The organism is Eisenbergiella tayi, from assembly GCF_001881565.1.
Taxonomy (GTDB): domain Bacteria; phylum Bacillota; class Clostridia; order Lachnospirales; family Lachnospiraceae; genus Eisenbergiella; species Eisenbergiella tayi.
Genome location: NZ_MPDJ01000001.1, coordinates 1,923,982 through 1,940,563, shown reverse-complemented (window position 1 = coordinate 1,940,563; position 16,582 = coordinate 1,923,982). Strand labels below are relative to the sequence as shown.

Here is a 16,582-nt window from a genome sequence, read left to right as displayed (position 1 = left end):
TTCTTACTGTTTTTGGGTGTCTTAAAGGTCTTCTCTCGAAGCTTTAAAACTTGTTCTCTGAATTTTCTTTTTTAGAATTTTCAGGGTTGCATTACTGTTTATTTGTCAAGGTTCTGTGTGCTGCTTTCTCAGCCGCAACAGTTGATATCTTATCACATGTTGTTCTGTCAGTCAAGCACTTTTTTAACTTTTTTTATTTCTTTTAAATCTCTGTTCCATCGCCATTCGCGGTGGACTTTCATTATAGCACCATATTTTGTCAAATGTCAACAACTTTTTTAACCTATATTTTCCATAAGTTTTACTCGTTCTTTTCATCCGGCAAAAGTGCGAAAAAAAAGAAATCTCAATCTCTTAAGATTCTTTTCCCGCGAAGCTATAATCAAGCTCCCCTTTATATCGGTAAAGGGAACGGAGAAAGAGGGATTTGAACCCTCGCGCCGCTATAAACGACCTACACCCTTAGCAGGGGCGCCTCTTCAGCCTCTTGAGTATTTCTCCACAAAACTGAACTATCCTCTACCAATATGAAGTGCGCGTCCCATTCGGTAGCGCAAATGTTATTATACATAAGGCGTAACTGTTTGTCAATTCTTTTTGGTAAGTTTTTACCAAGTTTTTTCATATACCCGGGAACTTCTTATGCGAGAGGCTCTTTCTGAGTATATCCGGCAATTGTTTCATCTATACGTCTTTTTACTTCTTCTGCTATTTGTGTTGTTTTCATATTCTTATATTCTTCATAATACATGGGCTTCAGATAGAATATCTTTACGGTAACCCTCCTGATGCTGTTTTCATCAAAGGGGATGAAAGAATCTATCAGGGCGCAGGGTACTATGGGACATTTGGCTTTCATGGCCGCCTTAAAGCTGCCTCCCTTAAATTCAAGGGTATGGTTTCCCTGTCTGCTCCTGGTGCCTTCCGGGAAAATAATAAAGTTGCGGCCTTTTTTTACTTCTTCTGCCATTGCCTGGATTATCTTCATGGACTGTCTCAGATCTTCCCGATCAATAACGAGGGCTCCCAGCGCCTTGCGCACCTGTTTGAGAAGAATGACATTGGCGGCTTCCTTTTTCATTACAAAGGAAAAGACCTTCGGACAGGATTCCAGGAATACGAGGCCGTCAAAAAGGCCCTGATGGTTGGGAAACATAATGAACCCGTCTTTTTCAGGCAGGTTTTCCACGCCATGGGCTTCAATTGTCACGCGGCCTGCCTTATTGGCGGCGAGGGTTGTCTTTTTACACCACCTGAAGCCTTCCTCATAGCTGATGCTTTCATGGATACTGCACCACCAGATGTGGCTGAAATAATAAATGGCTTTAAAGAAAAGCCGGAAGACCATCAAGGCTATTCTACGCATATTTGATTCTCTTTTCCTTTTTATTCATTACAATATTGCTTTATGGCGGTTTCGTAAAGATTATTTCCCTGGCTGTCCATTACCACAACAACAGGAAAATCCTTTACGGAAAGCTTTCTTACCGCTTCCGTTCCCAAATTATCATAAGCGATGACCTCCGAGCTGAGGATGGATTTGGAAAGAAGGGCGCCGGCGCCTCCTACCGCTGCAAAATATACGGCGCCATTGCGGATCATGGCTTCTCTGACTTCTTCCGTACGTTTTCCTTTTCCTATCATTCCCTGCATCCCCAAATCCAGAAGGGCAGGGGTATATTTATCCATACGGCTTGCGGTGGTGGGGCCTGCGGAACCAATAGGCCGCCCTTCTCTTGCGGGCGACGGCCCCATATAGTATATTACATTTCCTCTGATATCAAACGGAAGGGCTTCCTTTTTCATAAGGGCTTCATACATTCTTTTATGGGCGGCATCCCTGGCCGTGTATATGGTCCCTGTAAGATAGACGTAATCTCCCGATTTCAGGGTGGCCGCTTCCTGTCTGGTAAAGGGCACTCTCATATGTTTTTCCATTCTGTTCTTCCTCCGGTCAAACGGCTTTCTTCTTATTATATATGATACTTTATCTGCAGATATGGTATTACTTAGATTAAGAACTACCATATAAAGGGTTCTACAGGGTTCTTACGGAATGTCTGTTCACATGACAGCAGATATTTACAGCAACGGGCAGGCCTGCAATATGTGTGGGATAGGTATTGATATTTACTCCCAGCGCGGTGGTGGTTCCTCCCAGTCCTCCGGGACCGATCCCTGATTGATTTATCCTTTCCAGAAGCTCCTCTTCCATTTCCTTTATATAGGGAATTTCGGAATGTTCATTTAAAGGCCTGGTCAATGCCTGTTTCGCCATAAGAGCGCATTTTTCAAAAGTTCCTCCGATTCCCACTCCCACAACCATGGGCGGGCACGCGTTAGGGCCGGCTTCTTTCACCGCAGTGAGCACCGCATTTTTAACCCCTTCCATTCCGTCTGCAGGCTTCAGCATGAAAACACGGCTCATGTTTTCGCTTCCGAAGCCTTTGGGCGCTACCGTAATCTTTATCTTTTCTCCCGGCACAATGGTATAGTGTATGATTCCGGGGGTGTTATCTCCGGTATTTTCACGGAGCAGAGGATCGCCTACCACGGATTTGCGGAGGTAGCCTTCCTTATATCCCCGGCGGATTCCTTCATTTACCGCATCCTCAAGCGCCCCGCCTTCGAAATGGACATCCTGGCCTATTTCCATAAAAACCACTGCCATTCCGGTATCCTGGCAAATGGGGATTGTGTCCTCTCTGGCTATGCGCAGATTCTCCTGGAGCTGTCCCAAAACCTGCTTTCCTAAAGCCGCCTGTTCTTTGGTGACCGCATGGTTCAGGGCCTGTTCCATATCTTCTGTGAGAGTATGGTTGGCTTCTATGCACATTTCCTTTATATTTTCAGTTATCTCGGATACCTGCACTGTTCTCATTTGCTTTTCATCCTTTCCCGTAACGTCACTGCTCTGATTCTCTTAATTATAGTATAGTTTCTTTTCTTTGTCACCAGCGATTTCCCCTGTTGGGGCGGGATAAACCGATGATATTTCCGGATGCCGGACAGGATGGCGCACGGACGGATGCGGAGCGAAGGATAATAGGAGCATAAGGTCACAGCGCAGACGATGAATAGCCTGACGAAAGAATGAACCTTTTTGGCTGCAGTCTGATATCTTTTTCATTTTCCCTTGTATACCGGCTTTTCCTATCATAAAATATACAGGACAGTATGTGTGGATTTCTATAAGAAAGGATGGTTATTTTATGGATAGAAATGTGCTTCTGCTAAAAGAAATGATACGCTATTATGCCAGGGATCCCAAAAGGATTCAGCATTTTATCAAGGTTCATGATTTTGCAGGCATGATAGGAAAATTGGAGGGGCTTGAGGATGATGAGCAGAATATTCTGGAAATTGCCGCTATTGTCCATGACATCGGCATTAAAGTGAGTGAAGAAAAGTATGGGGACTGCAGCGGAAAGCATCAGGAGCTGGAAGGTCCGGTTATCGCAAGAACGATGCTGGAACCCCTGGGCTTTGAGGACTCTGTTATTGACAGAGTATGTTACCTGGTTGCCCATCATCATACTTATCAGGATATTAACGGGCTTGATTATCAGATTCTTGTGGAGGCTGATTTTCTTGTGAATTTATATGAAGACAATGCATCCCGTGAAGCCGCGGAACACGCCCTGCAGCGTATCTTCCGCACAGAAAGCGGAAAAAGCATATGCAGGGACATGTTCGGGCTTACGGAAGGAACGGCGGATCAGGCCGGTACGATTTCAATCCAGTAACCGTCGGGATCCTGAATGAAATAAATTCCCATGGCTTCATTTTCAAAACAGATGCATCCCATTTCTTTATGACGGGAATGGGCTGCCTCCATATCATCTACGGTAAAGGCCAGATGGAATTCATTATCGCCTAAATCATAGGTGGCTTTTTCCCAGTCTCTCAGCCAGGTTAATTCCAGCTGGTGAGGTGTGGTTCCATCGGAAAGAAACGCAAGCGTGAAGCTTCCGTCCGGAGCCTCTTTGGTGCGCACGGGCTTCAAATCAAGGGCCTCCTCGTAGAAACGAAGCGATTTTTGAAGATCCTTTACATTAAAATTATTATGGGCAAACTTAAATTTCATAGGTACCTCCTGTGAATCGGTATTATTTACTGTTATGTGCATTTTATATGGAGTGTATGCGGAATGCAATAGTTTTTTTATGAATGACAATTCAGAGAAACCGCTATATACTAGGAATATGACAGAAGAAATATTCAGGCAAAAGAAAAAGGAGATTGTTCCATGAAAGCACTTCTTGTATTAATCATTATTTTGTTACTCTTATTCTTACTTTATATGGTATTAATTATGCCTCGGTTCCGTAAGCCGGATTGTAAGGCTCTTCTACATCATTATTATGCGCACAGGGGACTTCATGATCTATCTGCGGGAATACCGGAAAACTCCATGAAGGCCTTTCAGAGAGCTATCGACAAAGGCTTCGGCATGGAAATGGATGTCCAGCTTTCCAGTGACGGATATCCTGTGGTTTTCCACGATTCCACACTGACACGGATGTGCGGGGTTGATAAACGGGTAAACGAGCTGACATTAAGGGAACTGAAGGAGCTGACACTGGCGGATACCCAGGAACAGATTCCTACCTTTCAGGAATTTCTCGATCTCGTAAGGGGACAGGTTCCTCTGATTATTGAGATTAAAATGGATAAAAGGGATGACCGGATTCCGGAAGCTGTGAACCGTCTGCTAAAGGACTATAAGGGAGTTTACTGCATTGAATCCTTCCACCCTTCGGCTCTTATCTGGTATAAGAAAAACCGGCCGGATGTATTCCGCGGACAGCTGTGTACCAATTTTAACAAAGAGAATAAAAACTGCAGCCTTCCTTTTTTTCTGTTGGGAAAAATGCTTTCCAACATTGCTGCAAGGCCGGATTTCATAGCCTACAACTGGGTTTACCGGAATGATTTGTCCAGAAAAATATGCTGTAATTTTTATCATGCCCTGTCTGTGGGATGGACAATCCGTTCCCAGGAGGAAATGGATATGTGTCGGAAAGATTTTAAACTGTTTATTTTTGAGAACTTTATACCGAAGGGGGATGCCTGATGGATAAACGCCATTTTATCTTTGATATCGACGGGACCTTAATAAATACGGAAAAGGCTATCATAAAGGGGCTTCAGGAGCTTCTTTTGGAGGTTAAGGGAGTTCCTTATGAACCGGAGCAGCTCTATTTCTGCCTGGGGATCCCCGGCCCCATTACTCTTAAGCAGCTGGGGGTGGAAGGCGATCTCACTGCAGTCCTCAAAAAGTGGGATGCCTATTATTGCAAGCATGGCGGGGATGTTACCATTTACCCGGATATTCCTGAGGTTCTGAAGAAACTGAAGGAAAATGGGATTTCACTCGGAGTAATAACCTCTAAAAACCAGGAAGAATACGATTATGATATGATACGGCTGGGGCTCGCGGATTATTTTTCGATTACGGTTACTGCCACGGACACCTCAGAGCATAAGCCTGACCCGGCGCCCATGCTTTTTTATCTGGAGAAAGCGGGGATTCTTCCTGAGCAGGCTGTGTATATCGGGGACAGTATTTATGATATGAAATGTGCGGAGGGCGCGGGTGTTCCGCGGGCGCTGGCGTTGTGGGGATGCAAAAATCCGGAGGAAATCACTGCGGATTACAGGCTTTCCCGGCCGATTGACATTCTGGGGCTTGTTTAAATATCCCTGAGATTAATGAAAAGAACTTATCATACATTTGCAAAAAAGGAACGCCGGTAAGCGGCGTTCCTTTTTGTTGTATAAAAGCTTTAGGGTAAAGGGAGGGTATTTTATCCGTTTATAACGGCTTTCATCTATATAAAACCGGCCATACCGGCAGAATCAGGAAATAAAACATGATCCGGGCAATAAATCTCAGCCCTCTATAGGAATGATGGTCTTCTCTTCTTCGATTTTCTTAGGCTGCGGCTTGTCAATCATGATCCGAAGAATACCATCCCTGAATGCCGCATGGATTTCGTTCTCTGTAATCTCTTCTCCTAAATAGAAGGTTCTCTTCATGGTTCCGTAATATCTTTCTTTCCTTACATATTTGGTTCTCTCATCCGCATTTTCCACAGGCTCTTTCCTGTCGGCGGTAATGGTGAGGTAGCCGTCCTTTAATTCTGCCTTTACATCTTCCTTTGTAAAACCGGGAACCTCAATCTCCAGAAGGTACTGGCCATCCTTTTCACGGATGTCAGTCTTCATCAGCTGGGTCTGGGGCGCATAGCCTCTGTTGAAAAACGGGTCATCAAACATATCTCCGAAAAAGTCGTTGAAAAAATTATTTCTGATTAACATAGTTCATTCCTCCTGATTTTATATTGAATTCTTCCGGCTTAACTGCCGTTCCTTTGTTGTTCTATAACATTTATAACACTAGTTGTTAGCACTGTCAAGAGGTGAGTGCTAATTAATTTATAAAAAAAGTGTGAACTTAATTTTAACCGGGAATCAGGAGTACGAAAGTGTTCTTTTAACGCAATAAAATATTTATAGTATAGAAATATAGTAAATTATATGCTATAGTATTTATTGTTAAGTGTGTCAAAATTGGTAAAACACCGGAAAGGAAACTTCATCATGTTAAAAACAATTGATTTCCTGGATCAGAATATTCTTTGCCGTCATGTTTCAGATTTGGCAATCCATCCTTATTACCATCGGCACAACGGGTGCGAAATATACCTTTTCCTGAATGGAAAGGTCAACTATTATATTGAAGAACACTGCTATCCTCTGGTAAGGGGAGATATTCTTGTAATACAGCCGGAGGAGTACCATCGGGTGGAGCTGGTGGATAAAAAGCATTATGAACGGATTACCATAAATCTGGAGCAATTCTTTTTTCAGTCGCTTTCCAGCCATGAAACGGATCTGACCACTTGCTTTTTCAACAGGCCGGCCGGCCAAAACAATCTGTCTTTTCTTAATGAACAGCAAATCGGGGAGTTTATCATGCTCTTCAACCATCTGAAGGAAGCGAACAGCAGTCCGGAATATGGGCATGATCTGCTTTCCTTATCTTATCTTTTTCAAATTCTTGTAATGGTAAATCAGGCCTTCCGGGCGGGCGGAAACCAGGGCTGCCGCAGTATCATGCCGCCGCTGATCAGGGATATCATGCTTTATATCGATGGACATCTTCTGGACAGCTTTACGCTGGAGGATCTTTCCAGGCAGTTTTTCCACAATCCTTCCTATATAAGCAGGCGTTTCAAAATGGTTACGGGACTGACTATTCAGCAGTATCTGCTCAATAAAAGAATCGGGCTTGCCCAGAAATATCTGAAGGAAGGCAGGTTTCTGACGGATGTATGCTGGATGTCCGGCTTCAATAATTACTCTCATTTCGCACGGACTTTTTCCCAGCAGGTGGGTGTTTCACCCAAAAAGTATCAGAACTATATTATGTCCCTGCCGGAAAACGCAGATTTTCAGGAATCTCTTTCCGTATGTGAATCAGAATAGGCCCGGGATAATATATCCGCGGGCCTGTTGTTATTAATATCCGTATACTTCTGTAAAATAAGCTGTACGTTCTTCAATTATTGTTTTTATACCGGCGTCCTCACTGGCTTTCATAAAGGCATCGTAGTTGGCGTCAAATTCCGATTCCGGACAGGTTATGCACTGTACCATGTATTCGCTGCGGACAAGGGCCAAATCCGTCTGAAGATCGGGTGTGGAGGGCGAGGTATAGAAGGTGGCGGGAATGCAGGTCCCTGCCATGGAGTTCTCATAGTTTTCTATCACGTGATCTTCATAGCCGGGGGCTTCTTTGGATGTGCATGCATTAAAGTCATCCACGGTTTCAAAATATCCCTGATTTCCCACCAGGAAAATATCTGTCCGTATCCAGTCTTTGTCTGCGCTGTTGTATGCGGCATCCTTGACTACCGGTATTCCGGCATCATCAAAGTCATAGTGTTCCCCTTCAAAACCATGATAGAGTACAAAACCGCCTTCCTGGGTGCACTGCCAGTCAAGATAGGTCATGCAGGCTTCCACGATTTCGGCATCAGCTGTTTTGGGACAGAAGGCGATCAGTCCTCCTTCGGAATAGGTCGCGCTGTACTGTACCCCATCGTTTACGTTCTTCAATGCGGGGATGGAGATAATATCCGCATCCGGATCATTTTCCTGCAGTGTTTTCAGAAGGGATCCTCTGAGCACATCCACGCTGTAGTTTACATTGGATTCAAAACCGCCCATGGAGCCGGTAACAATATCGCTGTTAAAGGTATCCGTAGTCATGGTGTAGTATTCTTTATCCATGAGCCCTTCGTTATAAAACTTATTGATATACCGGAAGTATTCACGCATTCCGGGGTCGTAATAATAGTCAAAGCCATGGGCTATGTCAATTTCCTTGGGATCTCCTGCCAATTGGGAAAAGGCAAGGGACATACAGTTTCTGGGGTTATCGCCGTTATTCACTCCCCAGAAGGACATTCCCACCACGCCGTTTTTGCCGTCCGGGTTGTTCCTCACCATCTGTGTGATCACATCGTAGAACTCATCCGCAGTGGTAGGAATCTCCAGTCCCAGATCGTCCAGCCAGTCTTTGCGCAGAAAAATATTGGAATTAGCCGTTGTGGCGCGTTTGGCTACTATGCCGTACAGGTTTCCTTCTGTATTTCTGCCGATATCGATAACGCTGTCGCCCAGGTATGCCTTCATATTCTGAGCCTGTCCTTCCCCGTCGATGAATTCCGACAAATCCCAGATACCGCCCTGGTTAAAGTAATCCTCGGCATAGGAATAGGTATAAGTTATGGTTATGTCAGGCGCTGTGCCGGAGGACATGAGTGTCTGCATCTTGGTTACTTCATCTGAACGGGGAACGGAAACGAATTCCACATGGATGCCCACTTTTCCCATCTGTTCATTCACATATTCCACCCATTTGTTATTCAGTATCGTGCTGCCTTCCGGGGCATTGCTCCTGTCAAAGAGCTCCACTGATATGGTAACATCATCAAACATCTTGGAGCCATAGGTTGTCTGGTACCCCTCCGCTGTTCCTTCCTCTCCTGCTGCCGCCTGGGTTCCGGATGCATCACCGGAAGAAGATGCCGCATACGGTGATGTCTGGCCTCCTGCCGGGCTGCTGCCGCAGCCTGCAAGCATGCTGGCCGTCAGGGCCAGGGCCATGAATGTAAGACTTCCTTTTTTCTTTTTCATACCTTTCCTTCCTTTCTGTTTTACTAGTTATAAGAATAATTTATTTTCTTTGTCTGATTCAGGATGCCGTAATCATCCTTTGACGGAGCCGAGCATTACCCCTTTGACAAAATATTTCTGCAGCCATGGATATACAAGCAATATGGGAATTGTTGAAACGGCGACACAGGCCATTTTCAGGGACTGGGTCATCACCTGGGTGCCGATGCCTTCCACATTGCCTCCGCCCGCATTGTTCAGCTCGTCCGCAAAAAGAAGGCTGCGCAGCCTCAGCTGCAGGGTGAATTTATCCGGGGACTGGATATAAATCAAAGCGTCAAAGTAGCTATTCCAGTATTGGACGGCATAAAACAGGCCGATAGTCGCGATAATGGGAACCGAAAGCGGAAGAACGATTTTCAGCAGCACTCCCATGTCGGAGGCTCCGTCTATTTTGGCGGCTTCTTCCAGGCTTTCCGGAAGCTGCCGGAAAAAGGTCCTCATTACAATAAAATTAAATACGTTGATTGCCTGCGGAATGTACAGGGAGGACAGAGAATCATACATTCCCAGATTTTTTACCACCAGGAAGGTGGGAATGATGCCGCCGCTGAAATACATGGTAAAAAGAATCAGTCCTGAAAGCAGCTTTTTGCCGGGAAGGTTCTTTCTTGACAGGGCATATGCCGCAAAGATTGTGAGCACAAGCCCGATAGCCGTACCCATGAGTGTGACGAAGATGGTTACCCTCATGGCAATCCATATCTGTGCTCTTCCCAGTATCTGTTTATAGGCATCCAGGGTGAATTCTATAGGATAAAAAGTCACATCTCCGGAGAGCACCGCATTGTAGCCGCTCAGGGAATATGCCAGTACGTTCAGAAACGGATAAAGGCAAATGAATACCAGAGCAGTCAAAAGAAAATAAAGCACGGCCATTCCCATCGTAAATTTATGTTTTTTCCCTGTTTTTGTTCCGGGATTTTTCATTTTCTTTTCCCCTTTCTATATAATGCCTTCTTCCCCAATCGCCTTGGCAAACCGGTCCGCGGCAAGGAGTATCAGGATATTGACCACCGACTGAAACAGGCCTATGGCGGTGGAATCACTGTACTTGGCATTTTCGATACCGATCCGGTATACATAGGTACTGATAACCTCTGAAACAGCCATGACCTTGTCATTTCCCAGAAGCAGAGGGGCGTCCAGGCCAATGGTCATCATTTTGGAGACTTGAAGGATGAGCATGGTAACCACCACCGATTTGATGGACGGAAGGGTTACATAAATCAATCTCTGGAGCTTGCTGGCGCCGTCCAGATAGGCCGCTTCATATAAGGATTCATCCACGCCGGTCAGGGCTGCCAGGTAAATGATCGTCCCCCAGCCGATCTCTTTCCAAACGCTGCAGATGACATACGTCACAATCCACCATTTCTCATCACTCAGAAAGGGGATGCTGGAAATACCCAGGGAATTCAGTACGAGATTAATCGTCCCGTCTCTTTGAGTAAACATATTGGCGGCTATTCCCGCGACTACCACCCAGGAGATAAAATGGGGTAAATACAGAATAGACTGTATCATCTTCTTAAAACGCAGATGGATGACCTCATTGAGCATCAGTGCCACAAAGATCGTCAGGGGAAAATTAACGGCCAGGGTAAGCAGGTTCAGCACAAGGGTATTTTTTACGGAATGCCAGAAATTTTTGCTGGCAAATATTTTTTCAAACACTTTAAATCCAACCCAGGGGCTTTCCAGCATTCCCTTGAAGACGTTATAATCTTTAAATGCGATTGTCACGCCATACATCGGGATGTATTTGAATATGATGTAGTACGCCACAACAGGGAGCAGCATGAGATAAATCCATTTCAGATTCCACATCAATTTTAAAGTTTTTGCTGCTTTTTCCCTCCTGTCAGCAGAATTTTTAACCATTCCCTTTCCTCCTTTTCGGTATTTTGATGTGCATATAGCATACTTAGCTTTATTATTTTGGAATATTCTGTACACATTTAATAAAACAAATTATATATTCCGCAAAGTTCATTTTCTACACTTCAAACGACCTGTTTTTTGCGTGTTTTTACCTTTTGCCCCATATATATTTCCGGCGCCGGAAAGAAGGGACATCCGGACAGAGGGGACAGCCGGAGTCTTTTTCGCGGCCGGCCGGTCAGGAAGACAATTGTTTTTGGTTACTGTGCAGCCTTAGTACCGCTGCGTGATTATCCGAGCGGGAGCGTCCCCTCTAAGGAACCTTGCAGGGTGCTGCCCCACAGGGGAGGGCAAGGTCAGGCGGGCTGGGAAAAGGAGGGCGGCAAGGGCGGCGGGGTTGGCACAGACGGAGGCTGAAGGCTGAACTGTAACTGTTTTTGGAAAAAATAAGCGGATTTGCTGGACAGATCCCCCGGAATACGAGTAAAATAGAACGCAGTAAAATATATTTCTTATGCGACAGGAGATTTAACATGAGTAAAGTGATTTTAACGGGCGACCGCCCTACCGGAAGGCTTCATGTGGGCCATTATGTAGGTTCGCTGAAACGCAGGGTGGAGCTGCAGAATTCCGGTGAATACGATAAAATTTTTATTATGATTGCAGATGCCCAGGCTCTGACTGATAATGCGGACAATCCGGAGAAGGTGCGTCAGAATATCATAGAGGTGGCGCTGGATTATCTGGCATGCGGGCTGGATCCGGAAAAATCCACGCTGTTTATCCAGTCACAGATTCCGGAGCTGTGTGAGCTTTCGTTCTATTATATGAATCTGGTGACGGTTTCCAGGCTGCAGCGTAATCCTACGGTGAAGTCGGAAATCCAGATGCGTAACTTTGAGACAAGCATACCTGTGGGCTTCTTTACCTATCCAATCAGCCAGGCGGCGGATATTACGGCTTTTAATGCCACTACCGTTCCCGTGGGCGAGGATCAGGCTCCCATGATTGAGCAGACGAAGGAGATTGTCCACAAATTCAACTCCATTTATGGGGAAACGCTTACGGATCCTAATATCCTTCTTCCGGATAATAAGGTTTGCATGCGTCTGCCGGGTATTGACGGCAAGGCTAAAATGAGCAAATCCTTAAATAACTGTATTTATTTGTCGGATACGGAGGAAGAGGTCCGTCAGAAAATTATGTCCATGTTTACCGATCCGGGCCATCTCCGGGTTCAGGATCCGGGAAAGGTGGAAGGGAATCCGGTATTTATTTATCTGGAGGCATTTTCCAATGAGGATCAGTTTGCCCGTTATCTTCCTGAGTACCAGAATATTCAGGAGATGGAGGATCATTATGCCAGAGGCGGCCTTGGGGATGTAAAGGTTAAAAAATTCCTGAATAATGTCATGCAGGAAGAACTGGAACCTATCCGGAAACGGAGAAAAGAATTTGAAAAGGATATCCCTGAAATTTATAATATTCTGAAAAAAGGCAGTGATGTGGCGGAAGCGGAAGCCGCTAATACGTTATCTAATGTAAAAAGGGCTATGAAAATCAATTATTTTGAGGACAATGCTTTGATTCAGGAGCAGGCGGAACGTTTTGCTGCCGAAAGGGAATAATACCGGTCATCAAAACGCAGGTTCCAAATTATAAATGACAATAGAAAAGAATATACGCCTCCGGGCGTACAAAAGAGAGGGAATCCCGTACGCAGGTTTCCCTCTCTTTCTATTGAATATATTGAATACTTATTTCTGTTCCTTATAATCCCAAACGTTCCAGTTCGTTGTCCAAACGAAGGATTTCCGCTTCAGACAGTTCCCATGCAAACGCGGCACAGTTCTCATCTGCATGGGCTTCACTTCTTACCCCAACCAGAGCCGTTCCCACGAAATCTTTTTGTGTACTCCAGTTTAATGCCACCTGGGATACAGGACACTTATGTTCCCCTGCTATTTCATCCATGGTCTTTAAAAGCTCCTGGATTTTGGAGAATTTGGGTTCCCTGAAATAGTCATAGAAGGTGAGGCGCAGATCTCCGGGTTCAAAATCCGGCGTGTCCCTGAATTTACCGGAAAGGATTCCCGCTCCCATGGAACCATAGGTCATGGAATCAATTCCCCGGGAAGCGCCCCAGCTCATCAGCTGTTCATACTGTCTTTCCACCATGGAAAAGGGGGGCTGCTGTACATCAACAGTAAGATATTTTTCCGCTTCTTCAATCTGTTCCTGCGTAAAATTGGATACTCCCACATAACGGATTTTACCCATGCGTTTTAGATCTGCCAGGGCGGACATGGTCTCGCAGATGGGAGTGTTTACGTCCGGCCAGTGTACGAAATAGAAATCAATGTAGTCGGTATCCAGATTCATGAGAGAGCTTTCCACCTCCCTCATGGCATTTTTATAGGTAGCCTCTTTGCGGAAATCTCCCTTAAACACATCCGGCACCAGTCCGAATTTGGTGGAAAGGAGGATTTTATCCCTGGGTATGGTACGGATGGCCTCCCCCACTATTTTTTCTGCGGTTCCGTTCCCATAGCATGGGGCCGTGTCAATCAGGTTGACTCCCAAATCCACCATTCTGCGGATTGCGCGTATGGAACCCTCCCGATCCACCGGACCGTAATTTTTTCCTCCGATCGCCCAGGTTCCCACGGCAAGACAGGATACCTTTACATCTGCGTTTTTGAAATGCTTATACCTCATAGTGAACTCCTTTCTGTTCTTTTCTGATTTATTTTCTTATCCTTTTGCTTTTTTCCATGTTTTCCATCCCTGTACTTATATTTCCTCAAACAGCTGCTCTCCTTCAAAATACCGGTCAATGGAATAAAGCGCACCGCCCAAATCTGCCGCGCGGTCAAAGTCCAGGCCGGAAAAAACGATGGAAAGCCCCTGGGGAATATGGAAAAAAGGAGACTGCTTCACCAGCTCCTGCAGACACTTCAGGAAAAAATCTCCCGCAAGCGTATAAATTCCCTGAATGACAATTATATGAGGATCATACAGCAGCATGATATTGCGGATTAATATTCCATAATAATCAATGGACTTTTCCACGGCCTTTCTCGCACATGCATCTCCTTTTGCGGCAAGGCGAAGAATCTTTTCATAGTCACAGCTGCCGCTTCTGTCAGCCGCAGGTTCTTTTTCCCGCGGAAAAGCTTCTTCCAGTTCCTGCATATAGCCGCACAGGGCATCCGGGGAAACGGCTGTTTCAAAGCAGCCCTTATTTCCGCAGGCACAGACCTTTTCCTCGGTCTCTCGCACTGTAATATGTCCCAGTTCCCCGATAAAGCCGTTGGCCCCCTGCATCAGGACTCCGTTTTCCAGGACGCAGCCGCCGGTAGAGGTTCCGGTGGATATGGTCACCACACGGCAGGAGGCATATTCCGGATGCTCCGAAAGCTCTGCGTAGCCGGCGAAGCGGCTTCCATTATTGATGGTAATTCCGGCAAACCCGGGAAGGCGGGCCTGCAGATCCTCCTTTACCGGCAGATCTCTTCCCCATGCCTGGTTATGAATGGGAAAACGGAGGATTCCCCTGGGGGCATCCACAATTCCTTCAAAGCCTATGGCTATCCCGCAGATTTCCTTTTCTTCCAGCTTTCCTGCTTCACAGGCCGCAAGGACCAGGGCAGAGATATCGTCCATGCATAACTCATAGCTGCTGCCGTCCGTATAGGGAAGGCTTCTTTTGTCAAGTACCTTACATGTCAGGTCAAGAAGTGCACACTTTATTCTTTCACTCCCGGCTGTTATGGAAATCACATAGCGATGGGCGCCGTTCAGGGCAAACAGCTCGGGCTTCTTGCCGCCCTCCTCCGTGGAATTCCCTTTCCCCATGCTTTTTACCAGCCTTCTTGCCTGGAGCTCGGCAAGTATCTTGGTTATGGTGGGTACGCTCAGATGGGCCTGCTCGGCCAGCTCTCCCGCCGTCATGACCTCCCGGCTCCGCAGAAGCGCCAGAATCAGCCTCTGGTTATGATACTTGATATTTTTGGGTTTGCGGCTTGTAAGCATGCGCTAATCTCCTTTTTTATGTCTGTTAAAGGCTGTAGATTCCCTGTTCATGGGCATTGTCGAAGTGCAGTCCCAGATATCTGGCCGCTTCCCTCAAAACAGGAAGATAATTTCCATAGCATACACCCAGATGGTGAATGTAGGGGCCGAACATCAATTTTTCTTCCCACCGCTGCCAGTTATCAGTCTCCATCCACACATAGGTGCCCGTGGTTTCCGGCCCGTCTGTGGTAGAGGCTTCTCCTGCAAAAAGATAGTACTCTCCATTCAGTTCATCAAATCTGCATACGGTCAGCTGTCCCGCCTTCAGTTCAAAGCTTTCCTGGCCTTCCACCAGGGCGGCTTTGCTTTCCTCCTTTTTCAGGGAATAAGGGAAAGGGCCGCAGTGCCACAGCAGCTCGGCATTGTCATTTTCCGGATGGCGGATGGTCAGATCCGCAAGGAACTCCACATCCTCATACAGGCTGCAGGCACGGAGTATCGCCATGGTAACCGCACCGTTCACGTCCGTTTCACAGGCAAGGGGCAGGCCCTCATCCGCCATTTCCCCCAATACCAGGCAGGGGCAGATATCCGCCAGGGCGGGAAAAGCGGACCAGCATTCGAAAGCTCCCACGGAGCAGTTATTTTCCTCCATCAGCTGCTGTACCGCCATTTTGACTGCCGCCGCCTTTCGCAGATCTTCTTCTTTTGTCTGAGCACAGTCCATACGCTGGCTGATATTTTCACAATAGCTTTGGAAAACCATGCTGTTTTCTTCCAGGATTGTCTTCATTCTCCCCACTACTGCGGATGGTGAGATGGGAACACATACCATGCCGAACCGGCTGAGCAGATCCGCTTCGTTTGCCATCACGCTCATGAAAGGAACCGGCCTGTCTCCGATCTTGGCAATGCGGAGGCCCTTCACAGCCTTTACCACTGCCGCCGTCCTGAGGAAATTTTCATAACCGGAGGCAAAGCGGGGGCTTTCCGTCTCACAGTTGAATATGTAGCTGTAGGTCACTCCATATCTTCGCATCACCTTGGTGGCTGCGAACATACCGCACTGGGTGTCCCTGCCTCTGGCCTCAAAGGTGTTGGGCCTTTCATCCCTGGCTCCCCATACCAGCACGGGCACCCGGAAGGCTGCCGCCACTGCCGCTGCCGCCTGTTCCTCCCCAAAATCGCAGAAGGGCAGGAACAGGGCATCAATTCCCGCTTTTTTTAATTTATCCACCACAGCGGGCACTTTATCCGCTTCATATAAAATTCCCTGCTCCACAATATCGTCCACGTCCACGATTTCCACCAGCTCCGGTTTTACCCGGCGGATAACGGCCATAAATTTGTTTTTCTGTCTCACGGCTTCTTCCATGCTCAGAAAGCTTCTTTTTACAGGTACTACTCCCAATATTAATTTTTGTGTATACAT

Annotated in this window: 16 protein-coding genes and 1 tRNA gene; 5 read left to right on the top strand and 12 right to left on the bottom strand. The window is 46.4% G+C overall.

The features are described from left to right. Positions 1-412: 412 nt before the first annotated feature. The 4 genes from BLA28_RS08325 to BLA28_RS08310 form a co-directional block, all read right to left on the bottom strand. Positions 413-501 (bottom strand) — tRNA-Ser (locus BLA28_RS08325). Positions 502-640: 139 nt separating this feature from the next. After that, positions 641-1,366: a lysophospholipid acyltransferase family protein gene (locus BLA28_RS08320; RefSeq protein WP_069159170.1), complete on the bottom strand. Its 726-nt coding sequence runs from the start codon at positions 1,364-1,366 to the stop codon at positions 641-643. A 20-nt stretch (positions 1,367-1,386) separates the two neighbouring features. Then, a complete protein-coding gene (locus BLA28_RS08315) occupies positions 1,387-1,938 on the bottom strand; it encodes a Fe-S-containing hydro-lyase (protein ID WP_069159171.1) in 552 nt (183 codons plus the stop codon). Positions 1,939-2,038: 100 nt separating this feature from the next. Beyond that, a complete protein-coding gene (locus BLA28_RS08310; RefSeq protein ID WP_044966162.1) occupies positions 2,039-2,881 on the bottom strand; it encodes a fumarate hydratase in 843 nt (280 codons plus the stop codon). 331 nt (positions 2,882-3,212) lie between these two features. Between BLA28_RS08310 and BLA28_RS08305 the strand changes: the two genes are divergently transcribed. Beyond that, the gene (locus BLA28_RS08305; RefSeq protein WP_009256246.1) at positions 3,213-3,746 is read left to right on the top strand and encodes an HD domain-containing protein; all 534 of its coding nucleotides are present in this window, start codon (positions 3,213-3,215) and stop codon (positions 3,744-3,746) included. On the opposite strand, the gene BLA28_RS08300 is transcribed toward BLA28_RS08305, so the two are convergent. Beyond that, on the bottom strand, positions 3,719-4,087 hold the full coding sequence (locus BLA28_RS08300) for a VOC family protein (protein ID WP_044966154.1): 369 nt from the start codon (positions 4,085-4,087) through the stop codon (positions 3,719-3,721). The two genes, BLA28_RS08305 and BLA28_RS08300, sit on opposite strands and share 28 nt — an antisense overlap. A gap of 162 nt (positions 4,088-4,249) precedes the next feature. Here BLA28_RS08300 and BLA28_RS08295 point away from each other — a divergent pair, with 162 nt between their 5' ends. Together BLA28_RS08295 and BLA28_RS08290 are read left to right on the top strand one after the other, a co-directional pair. Further along, positions 4,250-5,077 carry a glycerophosphodiester phosphodiesterase family protein gene (locus BLA28_RS08295; RefSeq protein ID WP_044966152.1) on the top strand — a complete coding sequence of 276 codons (828 nt, stop codon included), beginning with the start codon at positions 4,250-4,252 and terminating at the stop codon, positions 5,075-5,077. Continuing rightward, positions 5,077-5,700: an HAD family hydrolase gene (locus BLA28_RS08290; RefSeq protein WP_069159172.1), complete on the top strand. Its 624-nt coding sequence runs from the start codon at positions 5,077-5,079 to the stop codon at positions 5,698-5,700. Before BLA28_RS08295 ends, BLA28_RS08290 begins: the two co-directional genes overlap by 1 nt. Before the next feature lie 195 nt (positions 5,701-5,895). Here the strand turns inward: BLA28_RS08290 and BLA28_RS08285 are convergent, their stop codons facing one another. Continuing rightward, entirely contained in the window at positions 5,896-6,324 is a 429-nt protein-coding gene (locus BLA28_RS08285) for an Hsp20/alpha crystallin family protein (protein ID WP_009256252.1), read from the bottom strand. A 282-nt stretch (positions 6,325-6,606) separates the two neighbouring features. On the opposite strand from BLA28_RS08285, the gene BLA28_RS08280 reads away from it, so the two are divergent. Continuing rightward, positions 6,607-7,494, top strand: coding sequence for an AraC family transcriptional regulator (locus BLA28_RS08280; protein ID WP_009256253.1), 888 nt, complete (start codon positions 6,607-6,609; stop codon positions 7,492-7,494). 33 nt (positions 7,495-7,527) lie between these two features. Here BLA28_RS08280 and BLA28_RS08275 read toward each other — a convergent pair whose 3' ends face one another. From BLA28_RS08275 to BLA28_RS08265, 3 genes are all read right to left on the bottom strand, one after another. Next, complete coding sequence (locus BLA28_RS08275) at positions 7,528-9,210, bottom strand: extracellular solute-binding protein (RefSeq protein WP_069159174.1); 1,683 nt, start codon at positions 9,208-9,210, stop codon at positions 7,528-7,530. A 72-nt stretch (positions 9,211-9,282) separates the two neighbouring features. After that, complete coding sequence (locus BLA28_RS08270; protein ID WP_069159175.1) at positions 9,283-10,179, bottom strand: carbohydrate ABC transporter permease; 897 nt, start codon at positions 10,177-10,179, stop codon at positions 9,283-9,285. A 15-nt stretch (positions 10,180-10,194) separates the two neighbouring features. Beyond that, on the bottom strand, positions 10,195-11,133 hold the full coding sequence (locus BLA28_RS08265; protein ID WP_069159176.1) for an ABC transporter permease: 939 nt from the start codon (positions 11,131-11,133) through the stop codon (positions 10,195-10,197). Between the two features lie 533 nt (positions 11,134-11,666). Here BLA28_RS08265 and trpS point away from each other — a divergent pair. Beyond that, the gene (gene trpS / locus BLA28_RS08255) at positions 11,667-12,761 is read left to right on the top strand and encodes a tryptophan--tRNA ligase (RefSeq protein ID WP_016360347.1); all 1,095 of its coding nucleotides are present in this window, start codon (positions 11,667-11,669) and stop codon (positions 12,759-12,761) included. 142 nt (positions 12,762-12,903) lie between these two features. Here the strand turns inward: trpS and BLA28_RS08250 are convergent, their stop codons facing one another. From BLA28_RS08250 to BLA28_RS08240, 3 genes are all read right to left on the bottom strand, one after another. Further along, positions 12,904-13,851 carry an aldo/keto reductase gene (locus BLA28_RS08250; protein ID WP_069159178.1) on the bottom strand — a complete coding sequence of 316 codons (948 nt, stop codon included), beginning with the start codon at positions 13,849-13,851 and terminating at the stop codon, positions 12,904-12,906. A 75-nt stretch (positions 13,852-13,926) separates the two neighbouring features. Continuing rightward, complete coding sequence (locus tag BLA28_RS08245; protein WP_069159179.1) at positions 13,927-15,168, bottom strand: ROK family protein; 1,242 nt, start codon at positions 15,166-15,168, stop codon at positions 13,927-13,929. Positions 15,169-15,193: 25 nt separating this feature from the next. After that, positions 15,194-16,582: an L-fucose/L-arabinose isomerase family protein gene (locus tag BLA28_RS08240; RefSeq protein WP_069159180.1), complete on the bottom strand. Its 1,389-nt coding sequence runs from the start codon at positions 16,580-16,582 to the stop codon at positions 15,194-15,196.